Raw genomic sequence first — 17,870 nt, forward strand, 5'->3', positions numbered from 1 at the left:
GTCGAGCCAGTCGCCGCTGATGTGGTCGGTCTGCAGGGTGATCGGCCGCCCCGGCCATTCCCCGGGATTCCCGCACGTGGCGCAGGAGTAGGGGACGCCGACTTCCTGCAGGGCCCGCTGTAGTCGACTGCGACGGGTCCGGGCGGACCCCTCGGACGTGCGCCGCCTGAAATGGCCGACGTCGAGTCCCGGTTGCGTCTGGTAAACGGAACGGCCCGCGCCGGTTGGGCGCGGGCCGTGTGGTGCGGTGGTGCGGATGGCGTCAGATGCCCAGGTCCTTGATGATCTTGGCCACGTGGCCCGTCGCCTTGACGTTGTAGAAGGCGTGTTCGACCTTGCCCTCCTCGTCGACGACCACCGTGGAGCGGATGACCCCGGTCACCGTCTTGCCGTACAGCTTCTTCTCGCCGAAGGCGCCGTACGCCGTCAGGGTCTCCTTCTCGGGGTCGCCGACCAGGGTGACCTTCAGGTGCTCCTGCTCGCGGAACTTCGCGAGCTTCTCCGGCTTGTCCGGGGAGACGCCGATGACGTCGTAGCCGGCCGCGGCCAGGAGGGAGAGGTTGTCGGTGAAGTCGCAGGCCTGCTTGGTGCAGCCCGGGGTCAGGGCCGCCGGGTAGAAGTACACGATCACTTTGCGCCCCTTGTGGGCGGCCAGCGAGACCTCGTTGCCGTCCGCGTCGGGCAGGGTGAAGGCGGGGGCGGTGTCGCCCGGCTGGAGTCGCTCGCTCATCGGTGGGTCTTCTCCTCGGGAGGGGAACGGTACGCCACGAGACTAAGCTGACAGACTGTTCACGGCGGAGTACGCCCCAGACGACCACGAGCACGACACGACGACGGAGGCAGCGCGGTGCCGGAAGCCAGGACCCCCGCACAGATCGAGGCGGACATCGTCCGCCGCCGCGAGCAGCTCGCCGAGACGCTCGACGAGATCGGCGTGCGTGTGCACCCGAAGACGATCATCGGGGACGCGAAGGCCAAGGCGGTCGGGGTCGTGGACCACACGGCCGGCCGCGCCTTCGCCGCCGTCAATCGTCTGGTCACGGACGTGAAGGACAGTCTGCGCGACGAGAACGGCGCACCCCGGGCGGACCGGATCGTGCCCGTGGCGCTCTTCGCGGCCGGCGTCGTCGGGCTGATCGTCGTCACGGCGCGGCGCAAGCGGTGAGCACCCTCCGGCGTGCGGGGCGTGCGGCGGCAGGTAGGTTCGGGTCGTGAGCGAGAACACCACCCACGACAAGCTGCCCATCCGCATGCTCCACGACCGCGTGCTCGTGAAGTCCGACCTGCCCGAGGGCGAGCGGCGCTCGGGCGGCGGCATCCTGATCCCGGCGACGGCCGCGGTGGGCAAGCGGCTCGCCTGGGCCGAGGTGGTCGCGGTCGGGCAGAACGTACGCAGTGTGGAGCCGGGTGACCGGGTCCTGTACGACCCCGAGGACCGGGCCGAGGTCGAGGTGCGCGGGGCGACGTACGTGCTGATGCGCGAGCGGGACCTGCACGCCGTGGCGGCGGAGCGGCTGGAGGGGGCCAAGGACTCCACCGGGCTCTACCTCTGATTCTGAGCCGCAGATCCATCATGAAGGGCCGGTGACCGGGGTCACCGGCCCTTTTCGGTTGGATTTGTTACGGTGGTGGGGAATTACCCCGACGAGACGCGCCGTACCGGGTAGCAGGACGCAAAGACGACGCACTCCCTTTCCGTCCTCGTCCCGGAGGTGCCTCGTCATGGCATGGGTTCTTCTTCTCGTCGCCGGTCTCATCGAAGTCGGCTGGTCGATCGGCATGAAGTTCACCGAGGGCTTCACCCGCCTGTGGCCGTCCGTGTTCACCGGTGCCGGCATCGTAGCCAGCATGGTGCTGCTGTCCATCGCGGCCAAGACCCTGCCCATCGGTACGGCGTACGGCGTCTGGGTCGGCATCGGCGCCGCGGGTGCGGCCGTGCTCGGGATGGCGGTGCTGGGGGAGCCCGTCACCGTCTCCCGGATCTTCTTCATCTGCCTGCTGCTGGTCGCCGTGGTGGGGCTGAAGGTCACCTCCGGGCACTGACCCCGGCCCGGATCACTCCAGGAGATCGGCCGAGGGGCGGCGGCGGAGTGCCCCTCCGCCTGTGGTGTCGCCCCCGGTCGTCTCGCCGCCGGTGGTCCGGCCGCCCTGGGTCTGGTCCCCGGTGGTCCGGCCGCCGGTGGTCTGGCCCCCGGTCGTCTCGCCGCCGCTGGTCTGGCCTCCCTGCGTCTGGCCTCCCTGCGTCTGCCCGCCCTGGTCCTGGCCCCCTTGAGTCTGCCCTCCCTGGTTCTGGCCGCCCTGCGTCTGGCCCCCCTGGTTCTGCCCTCCCTGGTTCTGTCCCCCCTGGTCCCGGCCGCCCTGCGTCTCGCCGTCCGTCGGCGGGCTCGGCTCGGACGGCGGCCGGCTGCCCTGGGGCTGCTGCGGGGTGGTCGGCGCGACGGGCGGCGGGGGCTGGGCCGCGCCCGGCTGGAGGTCCAGGTCGAAGTCCACCGGGTCCGTGGCCTCCAGGGCCTTCTTCGTGTAGGCCGCCCAGATCCGGGCCGGATAGCCGCCGCCCCCGATGCGGGCCTCGCCCAGGGCCCCGTAGAGGGGCTGCAGGGTGCCCGTGTCCGGGTCCTGGCCCATCATCGAGACCACCGTGACCAGGTCCGGGGTGTACGCCGCGAACCACGCCGAGCGGTCCTGCTCGGCCGTGCCCGTCTTTCCGGCGGCCGGATGGCCGGCCGCGAGGGCGGCCGTGCCCGTGCCGTTGTCCACGACGCTGACCAGCATCGAGGTGGTCGTGTCGGCGGCCTCCCGGCTGATGGCCTGGGTCGGGGTGCGGTCGGGGAGGCGGACGTTCTCGCTGCCCTTGGTGATCTTCTCCAGGAAGGTGTACGGGGTGCGGCGCCCGTGGTCGGCGAGGGTCGCGTACGCCTGCGTCATGTCCAGCACGCTGGCCTGCATGGTCCCCAGCGCGATGGCCGGGCCCGCGTCGAAGTTCGGGGTGTTCTCCGGGATCCCCAGGGCGATGGCGGTCGACTTGACCTTCGCCCCGCCCACGTCGACGGCCATCTGCGCGTACACGGTGTTGACGGAGAGGTCGGTGGCGGTGTTGACGGTGATCGGACCGTACGACACCTGCCCCTCGTTCTCGGGCGCGAAGCGGATCCGGCCGCCGACGACGGGGCGCTTGTTGTCGCCGTTGTAGAGGGTGTTCGGGGTGATGCGGCGGCCGTCCTGGGTGCGGGATTCGTTCTCGACGGCGGAGGCGAAGACGAACGGCTTGAAGGTGGAGGCCACCTGGTAGTCGTGCCGGGTCGCGTTGTTGACGTACTGCTTCGTGTAGTCGATGCCGCCGTAGAGGGCGACGATCTTGCCGGTGGCCGGGTCGACGGAGACCCCGCCCGCGCGCACCAGGCGGTCCGCGGGCCGGGCCGCCGGGTCGAGCTTGTCGACCATCTGCTTCCGGACGGCGTCGACGAACTCGCCCTGGCGCCGCTTGTCGATGGTGGTGGTGATCCGGTAGCCGCCCTCGGCGAGGGTCTTGTCGTCGAGGATCCCGTGCTCGGTGATGTAGTCCCTGACGGCCTCCACGAGGTAGCCGCGCTGCCCGGACAGCCCGGCGGCCGGGCGGACCTTCCCGGGCTCGGGGAAACGGACGGCGGCGCGCTCGGCGGGGGACATCCACTTCTTCTTGACCATGCCGTCGAGCACGTAGTTCCAGCGGGCGACGGCGCGGTCGCGGCTCTGGGGGTGCGAGACGACGTCGAAGGCGCTGGGGGAGTTGAGGAGGGTGGCGAGGTAGGCGCCCTCGGCGGCGGTGAGTCGGGTGACGTCCTTGCCGTAGTAGGCCTGGGCGGCGGCCTGGATGCCGTAGGCGTTGCGGCCGAAGTAGCTGGTGTTGAGGTATCCCTCGAGGATGTAGTCCTTGGACTTCTCACGACCGAGTTTGATCGCGATGAAGAACTCCTTGGCCTTGCGCTTCAACGTCTGTTCCTGGCCCAGGTAGTAGTTCTTCACGTACTGCTGGGTGATGGTCGATCCGGACTGGGTGCCCTTGCCGGTCGCGGTGTTCCAGGCGGCGCGCAGTATCGCCTTGGGGTCCACGGCGCGTTCGGAGTAGAAGTCGCGGTCCTCCGCGGCGAGTACGGCTTCCTGGACGCTGCGGGGTACCTGCGAGAGCGGCACGTTGACGCGGTTGACCTCGCCGTCCCGGGCGATCTGGGAGCCGTCGGCGTAGAGGTAGACGTTGGACTGCGCGGTGGCGGCGGCGTTGGCGGGCGGGATGTCGACCAGCAGGTAGCCGGCCACGAGGGCGCCGCCGACGAGCAGGGCGAGCAGCAGGACGCCACCCAGGAGCATGCGCCAGGTGGGCAGGGCGCGGCGCCATCCGGTGCGCCGGCGCCCGCCGTTCGCGGTGGCCGCCGGTCCGCGGCCCGGGGGTGGCGGGGCGCCGGGCGCGTCCTCCCGGGCGCCGTCGCCGGGGGGTTCCCGCGGGGTGTCCGGGTCGCGAGGGGGCCAGCCCGGGGGTGGTGACTGGTCGCTCATCGCCGGGACTCCTCGTGACCGTGCGAAACATCCACTTCCGTACCTCATGGTGTGTCTACCCGATGGCCGTTGATTCCGCTCCGGACGGGCATAAAACGGTCGCGTGGCTCGCCCCTCCGCACTAAGCTCGCGCGCTTTGGCCGACGTAGGAACGACGTGGGAAACGGAGGGATACGGTGCGTCAGAGAGCGGGTGGCGGAGCGGCCCGGCGCGAAGGCGTCCGGGAGGGCTCGGGCGGGGGCTCGGGCGGGGGCTCCGGTGACGGTAGCGGAGGGCACAGGCCGTGGCTCTACGCGGCCGTGGCGGCGGGCGGGTTCCGGCGTTACGCCACCTACGGAACGGCCACGGCCGCCGGGGTCTTCACCAACACCGTCTTCGGCTTCATCGTCGCGTACACGTACATCGCGCTGTGGGACGAGCGTCCCGGCCTCGGCGGGTACGACCAGGCGCAGGCGCTCACCTTCGTCTGGGTCAGCCAGGCCATGCTGGCGGCCGCCTCGTTGCTCGGCGGCGGCTTCCAGGAAGAGGTTCAGGAACGGATCCGTACGGGTGACATCGCCGTCGACCTCTACCGGCCGGCGGACCTCCAGCTGTGGTGGCTGGCGGCCGACCTCGGGCGGGCCGCCTTCCAGCTGCTGGGGCGCGGGGTGGTGCCCCTGCTGGCGGGCGCGCTCGCCTTCCCGCTGGCGCTGCCGGCCGATCCGGCGCGCTGGCTGCTGTTCACGGTGTCCGTCGTCCTCGCCCTCACCGTCAGCTTCGCGGTGCGCTACCTGCTGGGCCTGGCGGCCTTCTGGCTGATGGACGGCGCGGGGATCAACATGATGGCCGCCGTCGTGACGATCTTCTGCTCGGGGATGCTGCTGCCGCTGACGGTGTTCCCGGGCGGCTTCGGCGAGTTGGTGCGGCTGCTGCCGTGGTCGGCGATGCTCCAGGTCCCGCTGGACGTGCTGCTCGGTACGCACGCGGGGGCGGGCGGCGCGGCGCGGGCGCTGGGGTTCCAGGCCGGGTGGGCGCTCGTCCTGCTGGGCGCGGGGCGGCTGGTGCAGTCGGCGGCGACGCGGAAGGTGGTGATCCAGGGTGGCTGACGCCGCCGGGGTACCGGGCGAGGTGGCCGAGGTGGTCGAAGCGGTCGAGGTCGGTGTCGCGGGGGACGCCCGGGGCGTGCGGGACGACCGGGGCGTGCGGGATGTGCGGGACGTCGTGTCGTGGCGCGGACGGGCCCGCGAGGGGCTGCGCGGCTACCGGCTGATCGTGGCGATGTGGATCCGGTCGACGATGGCGTACCGGGCGTCCTTCCTCCTCGCCTCCTTCGGGAACGCGGTGATCTCGCTGCTCGACTTCGTCGCGATCGCCGTCATGTTCTCCCACATCGAGGCCCTCGGCGGTTTCACGCTGCCCGAGGTCGCCCTGCTCTACGGGACCTGCTCGGTCTCCCTCGGCCTCGCCGACCTGTTCCTCGGCAACACCGACCGGATCGGGCTCCGGATCCGCGACGGCTCCCTCGACACCATGCTGGTGCGCCCCGTCCCGGTCCTCGCGCAGGTCGCGGCCGACCGCTTCGCGCTGCGCCGGCTGGGGCGGATCACGCAGGGGCTGGCGGTGATGACCTGGGGGATCTCCGTACTGGAGGTGGACTGGACGGCCGGGAAGGTGCTGCTGGTCCCGGTGATGGTGGTGGCCGGGGCGGGGATCTTCGCGGCGGTGCTGGTGGCCGGTGCGGCGTTCCAGTTCATCGCGGGGGACGCGGCGGAGGTGCAGAACTCCTTCACCTACGGGGGCTGCACGATGCTCCAGTACCCGCCGACGGTGTTCGGGCGGGACCTGCTGCGCGGGGTGACCTTCGTGGTGCCGCTCGCCTTCGTCAACTGGCTGCCCGCGCTGTACGTGCTGGGGCGGCCCGTTCCGCTGGGGCTGCCGCAGTGGACGGCGTTCCTGAGTCCGCTGGTGGCCTTCCTGTTGTTCCTGCCCGCGTCGCTGGCGTGGCGCGCGGGAGTCCGTTCGTACCGAAGCACGGGGAGCTAGTCGTGGCGGATCCGCTGATCTCGTTGGACGGGATCGAGAAGGTTTTCGACGTACGCCGTCGGGTGGGGCTGATGCGTCGGGAGAAACGGCAGGTCAGGGCCGTCGACGGGATCAGCTTCGAGGTCGCCCGGGGTGAGGTGGTCGGCTACATCGGGCCCAACGGCGCGGGGAAGTCCACCACCATCAAGATGCTGACGGGCATCCTCACCCCGAGCGGCGGCCGGCTGCGCGTCGCGGGCATCGACCCGGCGCGGGAGCGGATGCGGCTCGCGCACCGCATCGGAGTGGTGTTCGGGCAGCGCACCACGCTGTGGTGGGACCTGCCGCTGAAGGACTCGTACGGGCTGATGAGGCGGATGTACCGGATCCCGGAGGCGAGGTTCGCGCGGAACATGGAGCGGTGCGTCGAGCAGCTGGACCTGGCGGCGTTGCTGGACGTGCCGGTGCGTCAGCTGTCGCTCGGGCAGCGGATGCGCGGGGACATCGCGGCGGCGCTGCTGCACGATCCGGAGGTGCTGTACCTGGACGAGCCGACGATCGGGCTGGACGTGGTCAGCAAGGCGAAGGTACGGGGCTTCCTGCGGGAGTTGAACGAGGAGCTCGGGACCACGGTGCTGCTGACCACGCACGACCTCCAGGACATCGAGCAGCTGTGCGAGCGGGTGATGGTGATCGACCACGGGCGCCTGATGTACGACGGGGCGCTGGGCGGGCTGCACGCGCTGGGGGAGGGCGAGCGGACACTGGTGGTCGACCTGGAGCGGGAGCTCGCGCCGGTCGAGGTGCCGGGGGCGCGGGTGGTGAAGGTCGAGGGGGCCCGGCAGTGGCTGGCGTTCCCCGCGGGGGTGTCGGCGGCGCCGCTGGTGGCGGAGGTGGCGGGGCGGTACCCGCTGCTGGACCTGTCGGTGCGGGAGCCGGACATCGAGGACGTGATCGCGCGGATGTACGCGGGGCGGGGGTGAGTGGCCGGTGGGGGCGGAGCCGGGGCCTGCGGGGCATTCAACTGGGCCGCGTCTCTGCATAGGGTGGCCCACATGAGTGACGAGCGGCCGCAGAAGCCATCGCTGGACAAGCCCTCGCTGGACAAGCCCCCGGCGGAGATGGCGGCGCCGGAGAAGGCGGCGCTGGACGAGCCGTCGCCGGAGCCCTCGCTGGAGAAGCCGTCGCCGGACAGGCTCTCGCTGGAGAAGCCCTCGGCGGAGAAGGCGGCGCCCGCGCGGTCGGAGGCGGCGGTGCCCGCGATGAGGGCGTCCGACGCCGACCGCGAACGGGTGGTGGAACGGCTGCGCGACGCCGTCGCCGAGGGCAGGCTCGACCTGGAGGAGTTCGAGGAGCGGCTGGAGGCGGCGTACGGGTCCCGGACGTACGCGGAGCTCGAACCGCTGACCCGCGACCTGCCGCCCGTACCCGGCCCGTCGCTGCCCGGCGCCGCCCCCGCGACCGCGCAGGCGCCGGGCGGAGCCGCCTGGCCGGGCCGGATCGGCGGCTCCGGGACCTCGTCCACGGCGGTCGCCGTCATGTCGGGCTTCCAGCGCAAGGGCCGCTGGGTCGTCCCGGCGCGCTTCAACGCGGTGGCCGTCTGGGGCGGCGGTGAGCTCGATCTGCGCGAGGCGGACTTCGCGGAGCGCGAGGTGGTCATCACCTGCGTGGCGATCATGGGCGGCATCCAGATCACGGTCCCGCCGGGCGTGCAGGTCGACGTACGGGGCATCGGGATCATGGGCGCCTTCGACCACAGCGGCACCCAGACCGTGCCGCAGCCGGGCGCCCCGCGGGTGATCGTGAACGGGCTGGCCTTCTGGGGCGGGGTGGAGGTCCGCACCAAGGCGCCGAAGGGCTCGAAGCCGCTGGACGGCGACAGGCCGCGCAAGGAGCTCTAGCCGTCGTACGCGCCGCACCCGCCGTCGTACGGCGCGCCGGGAACTCCCCGAGCCTCCCGGGAGTCGGATGCTATGCAGACAAAACCGGCCACCGGGGGAAGGCAGGAGCACGTGGACAGCGTGAAGAGCGGCGACGGTGACGGCGGCGAGGTTGACGGCGGTGGCGGTGGCGGTGGCGGTGGCGGCGGTGGCGGTGGCGGCGCGGACGGTGGCCTGAGCGGCGTCGACCGCGGCCGGGGCCACGGCGGTGCCGCGGGTGACGCCGGGGGCGATGCCGCGGGCGTCCGTACGAGGGCGCGCGCCGCGCCCCCGCCGGCCCGCGGCGCGTTCGTCTTCAGCGCGGCGGACGAGGAGCGGCGGCACGGCGTACGCCGGATGAAGACCACCGCGACGGGACTGCTGCTCCTGGTCGCGCTGGTGTACGTGCTGGCCAAGTACGCCCAGCACGCGTGGGGCGCGGGCGGCTGGGCCGGGTACGTCGCGGCCGCCGCCGAGGCCGGCATGGTCGGTGCCCTCGCCGACTGGTTCGCGGTCACGGCGCTGTTCCGGCGGCCCCTCGGCCTGCCGATCCCGCACACCGCGATCATCCCGACCAAGAAGGACCAGCTCGGCGTCTCCCTCGGGGAGTTCGTCGGGGAGAACTTCCTCTCCGCCGACGTGGTGCGCGCCCGGCTGCACGCGCTCGGGATCGGAGGCCGGCTCGGCGCCTGGCTGGCCGAGCCGGAGCACGCCGACCGGGTCACGGCCGAGCTCGCCACGGCGCTGCGCGGGGCCCTGACGGTGCTGCGGGACTCCGATGTGCAGGCCGTCGTGGGGGAGGCGATCACGCGGCGCGCGGAGACCGCCGAGATCGCGCCGGGCCTCGGCAAGACCCTGGAGCGGGTCGTCACCGACGGCGGCCACCACCGGGCCGTCGACCTCGTCTGCGCGAAGGCCCACGACTGGCTCGTCACCCACGGGGACTCGGTGATGGACGCCGTCCAGGGCGGCGCCCCCGGCTGGACCCCGCGTTTCGTGGACCGCAAGATCGGCGACCGCGTGTACAAGGAGCTGCTGCGCTTCGTCACGGAGATGCGGGACATGCCGAACCACCCGGCGCGGGGGGCGGTGGACCGCTTCCTCACGGACTTCGCGGCCGACCTCCAGTCCGACACCGCGACGCGGGCGCGGGTGGAGCGGCTCAAGTCCGAGATCCTGGCGCGGGCCGAGGTGCAGGACGTGATCGCCTCCGCCTGGACGGCCGTCCGGTCGATGATGATCTCGGCGGCGGAGGACGAGCGGAGCGAGCTGCGGCTGCGGGTCCGGTCGTCCCTGATGTCCCTGGGGGCGCGGCTGGCGACCGACGGGCGTCTGCAGGGGAAGGTCGAGAGCTGGATCGAGGGGGCGGTGGTGTACGTGGTCACCACCTACCGCGCCGAGATCACCTCGCTGATCACCGACACGGTGGCGGGCTGGGACGCGGAGCACACCTCCCGCAAGATCGAGGCCCACATCGGCCGCGACCTCCAGTTCATCCGCATCAACGGCACGGTGGTCGGCGCCCTGGCGGGCCTCTTGATCTACACGATCTCCCAAGCCTTCGGCGCCTGACCCCTCCCGGGTCCTTCCGGCCGCCGAAGTCCGGGCCCTCCGGCCGCCGCGAGGCCACCCCTGACCCGGTGCCGGACCGGCCCCACTGTCCCCGCGGCCAGGCCCGGTCCGGCCCGCATACGGGTCAGCCGCGGTCGGCCCGTACGCAGGTCAGCCGCGGTCGGCCCGCGACGTACGGGCCAGCCGCGGCCGGCCCGTACGTGGGTCAGCCGCGGTCGGCGACCGCCCAGGACGTCGCCGCGACGACCCCGGCCGCGCCGATGACCGCCGGCCAGGCGCCGACCTTCTTCGCCAGCGGGTGCGCCCCCGCGAAGCCGGCCAGGTAGAGCGCCCCCAGCCCGGCCGCCGCCGGGGTGCCGCCCCGGCGGTGCCATTCCCGTCCGGCCACGAGCCCGGCCGCGCCGAGCACGACGCCGCCCAGCGGCCGCTTCTTGGTCCAGCGGGCGACGGCGTAGCCGCCGACCAGGCCGGCGGCCGCCACCACGGAACTCGGTACCCGCGCCATGTCGAACTCCCTCGTTCTTCTTGTCTGCTGATTCGATCATTCGATCATTCGATGGGTCGCCTACGAGGCTAACGCGGGCCCCTCGACGCCCGCCGGACACCCACCGCCCCGAGCAGGAGCACGGCCCCGCCGACCACGGCGTCCGGCACCGCCTCCCGCACCGCGCGCGGCAGCAGCGCCACGATCCCGAGGACGAGGAGGAACGCGAGCGCGCACCGGCCCGTCGCCCGCAGCAGTCTGTCCACGGGCTGCTCAACGCCCCACACCCGTCCGCGACACGGACGCCGCGCGGCCGATTTGTCGCACACTCGCCGTTTCTGCGCACCCACGGGAGCGGGAACTTCCTGGGCGTAGATTCGGTCTTCCAGGAGGAAACCCCCTCAACTCACCACCCGCCACCCGCACCCCACCCATCCCCCCCCAGGAGCCGACAGCGTGATCTCTTACGGACGGGCCGTCCTCGACCTCGCGGACGAGCTGGTCGACGCCTACGCGGACGTCTTCTCCGCGCCACCCTGGAACGAAGGCGAAGAAACCATTCGCCAGTTCTCGACGCGCCTCCAGGCGGACGTCCGGCGCCCCGGTTTCCGTACGGCCTTCGCCCAGTCCGCGACCGGCATCGACGGGTTCGCCACCGGCTGGCTGACCGGCGCCCCCTTCCCGCGCACCCGCGCCTACCCGCAGGTCGCCGCCCAGCTCGGCGCGGAACGGGTCCGGGAACTCCTCGTCGGGGCGCTGGAGATAGACGAACTCGCCGTACGCGCCTACGCGCGCGGCCACGGCACCGGCCGGGCCCTGCTCACCGAGATCACCGCGGACGCCCCGCAGCGCCGGGCCTGGCTGCTGACCTCGCGGCTGGCCACGGACACGGTGGCCACGTACCGCCGCCTGGGCTGGCACGAGGTGTCCGCCCTCCCGGGCACCGAGAGCGGCGTGGTCGTCTTCCTGTCCCCCGATCACCCGGGCCGCGACAGGTAGACCGCCGCCCGCACGGGCATACCGGGGCCGTGATCACGCTCAAGGAACCCGTACCGGTGGCCCGTCGCCAGCTCGGCCTCGCCACCCGCCACCAGCTCATCACCACCGCCGGGATCCCCGGCGCCACACTCACTTCCCGCACCCGCCCCGGCGGCCCCTGGCAACGCCTGCTGCCCCGGGTCTACCTCCTCCAGACCGGCCCGCCGGACCACCGCCAACGGGCCCTGGCCGCTGTCCTGTACGCCGCCGAGCCCGCCGCGGACCCGCTCTCCGGCGACACGGCGGCCCTCACCGGCGCCGCCGCCCTCGCCCTCCTCGGCATCCGGGACGCTCCGGACGTCCCCGCCGACGTCGTGATCCGCGCCCCGCGCCGGCTCGCCGCGCTCCCGCAGGTCCGGCCCCGGCCCACCAGCCGCTGGCCCCGCACCCTCACGGTGTCCGGCATCCCCAGCACCCGCCCGGTCCGGGCCGCCGCCGACTTCGCCGCGCGCGCGCCCCACCCCGACCGGATCCGCTCGGTACTGGCCCAGGTCGTCCAGGCCGGCTGGTGCCACCCGCACGACCTGCACGCCGAACTCCGCGCCTCCCGCCTCCTGGCCCGTCCCGAGATCCGCGCGGCGGCGACGGAACTCCTCGCCGGGGTCCGCTCGGTCGCCGAGGCCCGCGCCCGCGACGTCCTCACCGGTACCGACCTCCCCACCCCCCTGTGGAACGCCCGCCTCTACACCCCGGACGGCACCTTCCTGGCCACCCCGGACGCCTACTGGCCCGACGAGGGCGTGGCCCTGGAGGTCGACTCGGCGGAGTACCACTACACCCGCGACGCCTGGCAGGCCACACTCCGGCGCCGGCTGCGCCTGGAGTCCCACGGGGTCCTGGTGGTCAGCGCGACCCCGTCGATGATCCGCGACACCCCGGCGGAAGTCATCGCGGCCCTCCGCACCCTCCTCACCCTCACCACCCCCCGCCGAACCCCACCCACAGCCCTGGCCCGCGGCCACCAACAGCTGGCCCTGCCCTTGGATTCCTAAGCGAGCGAGGGCGTGGTCACGATGCTCTAAAGACTAAGAGGGGGGCGACCAGGTCGTTTCCTTCAGATCGCCTCGCCTCCATCTTCATCTGGTCAGCGAGGTGATCCGAAGGAAAGGCCCTAGTGGGTCGCTTCGCGCTGAATGACCTTCCCTGTGGCCTCCTCGATGAGCTGGATAACGATTTCCAGCCGCTCATCCAGGAACATTGAGTAGTCATCATTCAGGAGTCCGCCAGCCGGCTGGCCCGCGATGGCGTGTGACGCCAGGACGTCCGCCAGTCGGTGCTCACCATAGGCAGTCTTCATCTTCTCCATGTATGTGCTCGGCGCGTGGCTCGCGATGATTCGGTTTGTTTCCCCGTCTATGAGGGCGCGGTTGAGCATCAGCTCGGAGCTTTCCGAATTTGACTGTTTGGCGAGATATGCCTTCGGGAAAATGTGGTGCGACTCGGCCTCAAGCGCGCGAGTCGCCGTCATGCTCTGGCCGGTGTGGAAGTCGGCGGCCCTGTTTTTGATGAGTAGGCAGATCAGGCCAGAGTATAGCGCCTTACGTCGCACCGTTGCCGTGCGCAGGGTCGTTGCGTTGATGGGTAGCTCGTTGACGGCTTCGGGTGCCTCGCTCTCACCGTTGACGATCCACTTGGCGAGACGTGAGTAGTCGGCCCCCATCTGACTGTTGGCGCCCTGGTCGTAATTGGTTGTGAAGGTGCTAGCCCAGAAGAACCGTTGGAGTCGACGCAGAGCCTGGGATCGCTCCAGTGGCTTCAGTTCCTTCTGTTTATCCCAAACGGCAGCCATCGGCGTGAGGAGCATTCCATACGGGAGCCACTTCTGGGTGGTGACCCCGCAGTCGGCCTGCAGCATCCCAATCACGCCCGCAAACCCTGCGGTCGCGCTTTCCCAGTGGGATTTAATATCATCGCCGCTCAGCTTCTTGAGGACGTCTGACCGCTGGGCGCTACCGCGCACTCTCAGGCAGATGGCCTGCAGTACGTTGTATGGGTCAATGCGGAATTCCTTGAGGGCCTTATGGTTTGCCTCAGCCTCGTCCCAGAGGTCGCGAAGGTTTACTCCCTGAGGAAAAAAGCGCGCCGTTAGGAGTTCGAACGGACCCAGTGGCTTCCCGGTCCTGTTTAGCGTCTCAAAGATAGTGCAAACGGCATCCATGGAAGTTGAGCTGGGGAGGGTGAGAACGGGGAGGCCGTATGTTTTGAGCGGGCTAATGTACTTGTCCCGCATCTCGCGGTATAGGCTTTTCGCTTCCTTCGCGGTGAGCGGAAGTTTCGAGTCGTTTCCTATCGTTTCCGCATAGTCGTCCAGCCAGTCGTCGAACTGGTGAACGTCGCAGATAGGGAGATGGGATGAGGTGAGCTTCTGGAATTTGCTGCCCGATTTGGTTGCGGCAGGCATGGAGAAGATCGCCTTTTCGAAATCCACGTCCGGGACTTCGCGCACGGTGCGCGACGGGATGTCGACGAACTCGTCGACTTTGATGAAATATCGCTCGTCGCCCGATCCCGTGAGGGCTTGGTAAAGAGAGGTGAGGCGCTGCTGGCCGTCGAGGACTAGCGTTGACGGTGGGCTGCTTGAGGCCGTGGGGGCTCCGTCGAAGCTTCGACTGGCGAAAGCTTGCCCCTCCCCCTGTTCCCAGAAAAGCAGCGTCCCTACGGGGTAGCGGGACATGATGGAACCGAGGAGTTCTGCGGTGCGAGTGGAATCCCACACGAAGTCGCGTTGAAAGTCGGGGAGGGCGATTTCCCGGCTTTGAATGCGTGTCACAATATTCAGTACCTGAAGTGGATTGGTCTGAAAAATTGGATCGGATTCGTATGCGCTGGTCATGGATTCCTTTGCGGTCTCAAGTCGTCTGTCGACAGGGAAGTGCCTAGTGTTTCGTTATTTCGTGTCCCCGTGGCATTCCGCGTAGGGCTTGCCCGAGGTGCACCAGCAGGGGGTGGTGGGGGTGGGGGGCCAGGGGGTGGCCTTGCCGCGGGCCGCGAGGGTGGTGGCGTATTCCGCCAGGAGGGAGGGGGAGGCCGGGGAGGTCTTCTCCGAGGCGGCGAAGGCCTCGTAGGAGGGGACGCTGCCCGTGACGATGCCGAGGTTGGTGGTGCCCGAGGCGGCCAGGGCGCGCAGCGAGGCTTCGGTGGCTGCGAGGTGGGCCGCGTGGGACGGGTACTCCGCCGCGAGCGTGGGGTAGGAGGCGACGAGTTCCGCGAGCTCGCGCTGGGGCCAGTGGAGGATCGCCACCGGGAAGGGGCGCGAGAGGGCGGCGCGGCGGTCGCCCAGTTCGGCGCGCAGGCGGGCGATCTCGGCGCGCAGTTCCGCCGGGTCGTCGGAGCCCAGGGCCCAGATGCGCTTCGGGTCGTGGAGTTCGTCGAGGGGGATCGGGCCCGAGTGGCGGGTGTCGGCGACCATGTCCCAGTCGTCGTGCGGGAGTCCGAGGAGGCGGCGTACGCGGTGGCGGCCGGTGAGGAGGGCCGCGGTGGAGCGGGTGAGGGGGGTGTCCTCCGAGGTGAGGAGGGTGGCCGCCTCGGTGAAGCACTCGTGCGAGGCCTCCAGCTCGTCGTGGGCCTCCAGGGCTTCCGCGATCACCTCCCAGGGCGCCGGGTCCGCGGGGGCGGCGGCGCGGATGCCCGAGATCAGGGCGCGGGCCTCGGCCTCGTGGCCGTACTCCCAGAGGTTCGCGGCCTGCAGGGCCTTGATGAGGTGCGGGTTCGCGGGTGCGTCGGCCAGGAGTTGGTCGTAGAGGGTGCTCGCCCGCTCGCGTGCGTCGCCCAGTTCGAGGTGGGCCGCGGCCTGGAGGAGCAAGGGCTCCTGGTCCTCGGGATAGCGGGTCGCCGTGCGGATGAGGCGCTCGGCTTCGGCGATGTGCTCGGCAGGCGTGTCGGGGCGCATGGTTCACACCGTACTGCCGCTGGTCAGTTGAGGGGGGAGGTCTTAAGGTGCGGGCCGTGCGGGATCGAGTGCGTGTGGTGGTGCAGGGGGGCGGCCGGCGGGGGCGCTGGGGCGCTCTCGCGCGGCTGCTGTGGGTGGGTGCCGAGGCGATCACCACGGTGGGCGTGGTGGTGGCGCTGCTGGTGGTGCACCAGGTGTGGTGGACGAACCGCCAGGCCGTCGCGGCCGCCCAGGAGCAGGTGCGGGAGCTGGAGCACGCCTGGGGTGCGGGGGGAGCGCGGCAGCCCGGCCCGGGGGGTGGGGCGGATGTCGGTGCGGGTGCGGATGCGGGTGCGGATGCGGGCGGGGGTGACGGGGACGTGTCGGACGTGCCCGTGGTCGAGGGGGCGTCGGGCCGGCCCGGTGCCGGGCGCGGGAGTGTTCCGGTGCCCGGCCGGTCGGCGGGGGGCGGCGAGCGGTCCGCGCCGGCTTCGGCTCCGGCTCCGGCGCGCGAGGAGGCGTACGCCGTGCTGCGCGTTCCGCGCCTCGGCCTGACCGTGCCCGTGGCCCAGGGCGTCGACAAGCGGACCGTGCTGGACAAGGGCTACGTCGGCCACTACCCGGGGACCGCGCAGCCCGGGGCGGCGGGGAACTTCGCGCTGGCCGGGCACCGCAACACGCACGGGGAGCCCTTCCGCTACATCAACCGGCTCCGGGCGGGCGACGAGCTGCTCGTCGACGTCCGGGGGCGGCGGTACACGTACGTGGTGGGCAAGGTGCTGAACGAGACCACCGAGCGGGACACCGGGGTGATCGCGCCCGTGCCGCACAGCACGGTCCGGCCCGACGCCGGTTACGCGGAGGCGGGTTCGTACATCACGCTGACGACGTGCACGCCCGAGTACACCTCCAAGTACCGGCTGGTGGTCTGGGGCACGCTCAGGTCCTAGCGGCGCCGTTGTCGGTGGGGCCCGTTAGGATCGGTCGTGAGTACCCGGTCTCGTAAGGGAGTTCGGGGCTCGTGGAAGGGGAGGGGGCGGTCCGGATGTCCCGACGAGCCGACGCGCGGCCCCTGCTGTCCTTCCTGGTCTCCTCGCGGGCGGGTGCCCTGCTCGCCGCCCTGCTGGTGTTCGGCGGGATCCTCGGCCTGATGTCGGGGGAGAACGCCCTGGCCGCAGCCGTGGTCGCGCTGGCCGCGGCCGTGGCCGTCGGGGCCGCCGCGCTGGCGGCCTCCCTCGTGCGGTCCGTGCCGCCGCACCGAATACGCACCGCGATCCGTGATCGCGAGCAGCGCACGGCCTTCCTGCCGCAGCGCGATCCCGACGCCTCGGGCCGGTCGCGGCCCAGGGCTCCGGGCCGTCCCGTCCTGACGGCCGCGTAGGGGCGCGCAGTACTTCCCTCGCCTTCTGCTCACTGATCACTGTCGTCGCCCCTCGCGGGTCGTCGCGCCGAAATGCACCTTCTTCGACGTTCGACGAGACCCCTCGGAGGGCCCGCGTGTCCGTTTTCACCCATCTTGTTGCCGAGCTGGGCCGGCTCATGGAGCCGGTACTGGCCGAGTCCGCGACCGCTGCCGCGATCGTGCTGTTCACCGTGCTCGTACGGCTCGCCCTGCACCCCCTGAGCCGTGCCGCCTTCCGCGGGGCGACGCCCGTGGCCGGCTGCCTGCCGACGCTGCTGCAGCTGCCGGTGTTCTTCGTGATGTACCGGGCGTTCTCCTCCTCGGAGGTGGCCGGCGCGGCCAACGAGCTGCTGGGGCACCGGCTGTTCGCCGCTCCGCTCGGATCCCGGTGGGCCGATGCCCTCGGGGAGGGCGGTCCGTTCGGGCCGCAGGGGCTGGTGTTCCTGGGGCTGTTCGCCGCAGTCGGGGTGGTGGCCGCGTGGAGCGCGGTGCGCGGGCGGCGGGCCGCCGCGGCCGCGCCCGCGGTGCCGGTCCTGCCGGTGGCCGGTCCGCGCGGGGGCAAGGCCGTGCCCGGCGTGGGGAAGGCCGTGCCCGGCGGGGGCAAGGGCGGTTCGCGCGGGGTGAAGGGTGGTCCGCGCGGGGCCGGGGCGGGGTTCGGCGCGGGTCGCGCCGGGGCGCCGGCCGCGCTGAGTGCCGAGCAGCAGGCCGCGATGCGCAAGCTGGGCGGCGTACTGCCCCTGCTGGCGTTCGGGACGCTGATCACGGCCGCCGTGGTGCCGCTGGCGGCCGGGCTGTACCTGCTGACCACCACGGCGTGGTCCGTCGCGGAGCGGGCCTGGCTGCAGCACCGCAAGGACCGGGCCGCCCGGCCGGGCGGAGAGGTGGCGGCGGCGGGCCGGGCCGCGGGATAGCCGCCCCGGCCGGCGGTCCGGGGCGGGCGCTGGAGGGGTGGGCGTTCCAGTCTGTGAACAGGGTCTTGCAGATTGGTCGGTCATCTTGGAGGATCGACCAATCCTCCGATGGCCGCAACCCATCGTCCGGCCCGGGGCATGCCCA

Annotated in this window: 19 protein-coding genes and 1 riboswitch; of the genes, 13 read left to right on the forward strand and 6 right to left on the reverse strand. The window is 71.7% G+C overall.

Features of this window, described 5'->3' with window-relative positions; translation table 11 throughout:
• Positions 1–262 precede the first annotated feature (262 nt).
• Entirely contained in the window at positions 263–730 is a 468-nt protein-coding gene (gene bcp, locus OG295_RS21785; RefSeq protein WP_030239052.1) for a thioredoxin-dependent thiol peroxidase, read from the reverse strand.
• 117 nt (positions 731–847) lie between these two features.
• Here bcp and OG295_RS21790 point away from each other — a divergent pair, with 117 nt between their 5' ends.
• From OG295_RS21790 to OG295_RS21800, 3 genes are all read left to right on the forward strand, one after another.
• Positions 848–1,165 (forward strand): DUF3618 domain-containing protein, encoded by a 318-nt coding sequence (locus OG295_RS21790; protein WP_371678385.1) that lies wholly within the window; start codon positions 848–850, stop codon positions 1,163–1,165.
• A 46-nt stretch (positions 1,166–1,211) separates the two neighbouring features.
• Positions 1,212–1,553 (forward strand): co-chaperone GroES, encoded by a 342-nt coding sequence (locus tag OG295_RS21795; protein ID WP_359942254.1) that lies wholly within the window; start codon positions 1,212–1,214, stop codon positions 1,551–1,553.
• A 61-nt stretch (positions 1,554–1,614) separates the two neighbouring features.
• A riboswitch (guanidine-III (ykkC-III) riboswitch) is annotated at positions 1,615–1,689 on the forward strand.
• 33 nt (positions 1,690–1,722) lie between these two features.
• The gene (locus tag OG295_RS21800) at positions 1,723–2,043 is read left to right on the forward strand and encodes a multidrug efflux SMR transporter (protein WP_371678386.1); all 321 of its coding nucleotides are present in this window, start codon (positions 1,723–1,725) and stop codon (positions 2,041–2,043) included.
• A gap of 12 nt (positions 2,044–2,055) precedes the next feature.
• Here the strand turns inward: OG295_RS21800 and OG295_RS21805 are convergent, their stop codons facing one another.
• A complete protein-coding gene (locus OG295_RS21805; RefSeq protein WP_371678387.1) occupies positions 2,056–4,530 on the reverse strand; it encodes a transglycosylase domain-containing protein in 2,475 nt (824 codons plus the stop codon).
• 299 nt (positions 4,531–4,829) lie between these two features.
• Here OG295_RS21805 and OG295_RS21810 point away from each other — a divergent pair, with 299 nt between their 5' ends.
• The 5 genes from OG295_RS21810 (at position 4,830) to OG295_RS21830 (ending at position 10,022) form a co-directional block, all read left to right on the forward strand.
• The gene (locus tag OG295_RS21810; protein ID WP_371681262.1) at positions 4,830–5,615 is read left to right on the forward strand and encodes an ABC transporter permease; all 786 of its coding nucleotides are present in this window, start codon (positions 4,830–4,832) and stop codon (positions 5,613–5,615) included.
• A 76-nt stretch (positions 5,616–5,691) separates the two neighbouring features.
• The gene (locus tag OG295_RS21815; RefSeq protein WP_371681263.1) at positions 5,692–6,552 is read left to right on the forward strand and encodes an ABC transporter permease; all 861 of its coding nucleotides are present in this window, start codon (positions 5,692–5,694) and stop codon (positions 6,550–6,552) included.
• A 2-nt stretch (positions 6,553–6,554) separates the two neighbouring features.
• Positions 6,555–7,514, forward strand: coding sequence for an ATP-binding cassette domain-containing protein (locus tag OG295_RS21820; protein WP_371678388.1), 960 nt, complete (start codon positions 6,555–6,557; stop codon positions 7,512–7,514).
• A 72-nt stretch (positions 7,515–7,586) separates the two neighbouring features.
• The gene (locus OG295_RS21825) at positions 7,587–8,432 is read left to right on the forward strand and encodes a DUF1707 domain-containing protein (RefSeq protein WP_371678389.1); all 846 of its coding nucleotides are present in this window, start codon (positions 7,587–7,589) and stop codon (positions 8,430–8,432) included.
• Between the two features lie 72 nt (positions 8,433–8,504).
• Entirely contained in the window at positions 8,505–10,022 is a 1,518-nt protein-coding gene (locus tag OG295_RS21830) for a DUF445 domain-containing protein (protein WP_371678390.1), read from the forward strand.
• A 205-nt stretch (positions 10,023–10,227) separates the two neighbouring features.
• On the opposite strand, the gene OG295_RS21835 is transcribed toward OG295_RS21830, so the two are convergent.
• Both OG295_RS21835 and OG295_RS21840 read right to left on the reverse strand, forming a co-directional pair.
• Positions 10,228–10,527, reverse strand: coding sequence for a hypothetical protein (locus tag OG295_RS21835; RefSeq protein ID WP_266839246.1), 300 nt, complete (start codon positions 10,525–10,527; stop codon positions 10,228–10,230).
• Positions 10,528–10,595: 68 nt separating this feature from the next.
• On the reverse strand, positions 10,596–10,772 hold the full coding sequence (locus OG295_RS21840; RefSeq protein ID WP_371678391.1) for a hypothetical protein: 177 nt from the start codon (positions 10,770–10,772) through the stop codon (positions 10,596–10,598).
• Positions 10,773–10,962: 190 nt separating this feature from the next.
• On the opposite strand from OG295_RS21840, the gene OG295_RS21845 reads away from it, so the two are divergent.
• Both OG295_RS21845 and OG295_RS21850 read left to right on the forward strand, forming a co-directional pair.
• Positions 10,963–11,505, forward strand: coding sequence for a GNAT family N-acetyltransferase (locus OG295_RS21845; protein WP_371678392.1), 543 nt, complete (start codon positions 10,963–10,965; stop codon positions 11,503–11,505).
• A gap of 29 nt (positions 11,506–11,534) precedes the next feature.
• Positions 11,535–12,536, forward strand: coding sequence for a hypothetical protein (locus tag OG295_RS21850; RefSeq protein ID WP_371678393.1), 1,002 nt, complete (start codon positions 11,535–11,537; stop codon positions 12,534–12,536).
• Between the two features lie 119 nt (positions 12,537–12,655).
• Here OG295_RS21850 and OG295_RS21855 read toward each other — a convergent pair whose 3' ends face one another.
• Both OG295_RS21855 and OG295_RS21860 read right to left on the reverse strand, forming a co-directional pair.
• Positions 12,656–14,377: a DUF262 domain-containing protein gene (locus tag OG295_RS21855; protein ID WP_371678394.1), complete on the reverse strand. Its 1,722-nt coding sequence runs from the start codon at positions 14,375–14,377 to the stop codon at positions 12,656–12,658.
• A gap of 54 nt (positions 14,378–14,431) precedes the next feature.
• On the reverse strand, positions 14,432–15,433 hold the full coding sequence (locus tag OG295_RS21860) for an SEC-C metal-binding domain-containing protein (protein ID WP_371678395.1): 1,002 nt from the start codon (positions 15,431–15,433) through the stop codon (positions 14,432–14,434).
• A 56-nt stretch (positions 15,434–15,489) separates the two neighbouring features.
• On the opposite strand from OG295_RS21860, the gene OG295_RS21865 reads away from it, so the two are divergent.
• From OG295_RS21865 to OG295_RS21875, 3 genes are all read left to right on the forward strand, one after another.
• Entirely contained in the window at positions 15,490–16,362 is an 873-nt protein-coding gene (locus OG295_RS21865; RefSeq protein ID WP_371678396.1) for a class E sortase, read from the forward strand.
• 95 nt (positions 16,363–16,457) lie between these two features.
• Entirely contained in the window at positions 16,458–16,793 is a 336-nt protein-coding gene (locus OG295_RS21870) for a DUF6412 domain-containing protein (RefSeq protein WP_371678397.1), read from the forward strand.
• 116 nt (positions 16,794–16,909) lie between these two features.
• On the forward strand, positions 16,910–17,725 hold the full coding sequence (locus OG295_RS21875; RefSeq protein ID WP_371678398.1) for a hypothetical protein: 816 nt from the start codon (positions 16,910–16,912) through the stop codon (positions 17,723–17,725).
• Positions 17,726–17,870: the final 145 nt, after the last annotated feature.

Origin of the sequence: Streptomyces sp. NBC_01276 (genome assembly GCF_041435355.1) — a bacterium.
Classification (GTDB): Bacteria; Actinomycetota; Actinomycetes; order Streptomycetales; family Streptomycetaceae; genus Streptomyces.

Excerpts from the sequence above, each read along its gene's own strand:
- bcp (WP_030239052.1), bottom strand. The coding sequence starts at position 730 with ATGAGCGAGCGACTCCAGCCGGGCGACACCGCCCCCGCCTTCACCCTG.
- OG295_RS21800 (WP_371678386.1), top strand. The coding sequence starts at position 1,723 with ATGGCATGGGTTCTTCTTCTCGTCGCCGGTCTCATCGAAGTCGGCTGG.
- OG295_RS21805 (WP_371678387.1), bottom strand. The coding sequence starts at position 4,530 with ATGAGCGACCAGTCACCACCCCCGGGCTGGCCCCCTCGCGACCCGGAC.
- OG295_RS21825 (WP_371678389.1), top strand. The coding sequence starts at position 7,587 with ATGAGTGACGAGCGGCCGCAGAAGCCATCGCTGGACAAGCCCTCGCTG.
- OG295_RS21830 (WP_371678390.1), top strand. The coding sequence starts at position 8,505 with ATGCAGACAAAACCGGCCACCGGGGGAAGGCAGGAGCACGTGGACAGC.
- OG295_RS21835 (WP_266839246.1), bottom strand. The coding sequence starts at position 10,527 with ATGGCGCGGGTACCGAGTTCCGTGGTGGCGGCCGCCGGCCTGGTCGGC.
- OG295_RS21855 (WP_371678394.1), bottom strand. The coding sequence starts at position 14,377 with ATGACCAGCGCATACGAATCCGATCCAATTTTTCAGACCAATCCACTT.
- OG295_RS21860 (WP_371678395.1), bottom strand. The coding sequence starts at position 15,433 with ATGCGCCCCGACACGCCTGCCGAGCACATCGCCGAAGCCGAGCGCCTC.
- OG295_RS21870 (WP_371678397.1), top strand. The coding sequence starts at position 16,458 with ATGTCCCGACGAGCCGACGCGCGGCCCCTGCTGTCCTTCCTGGTCTCC.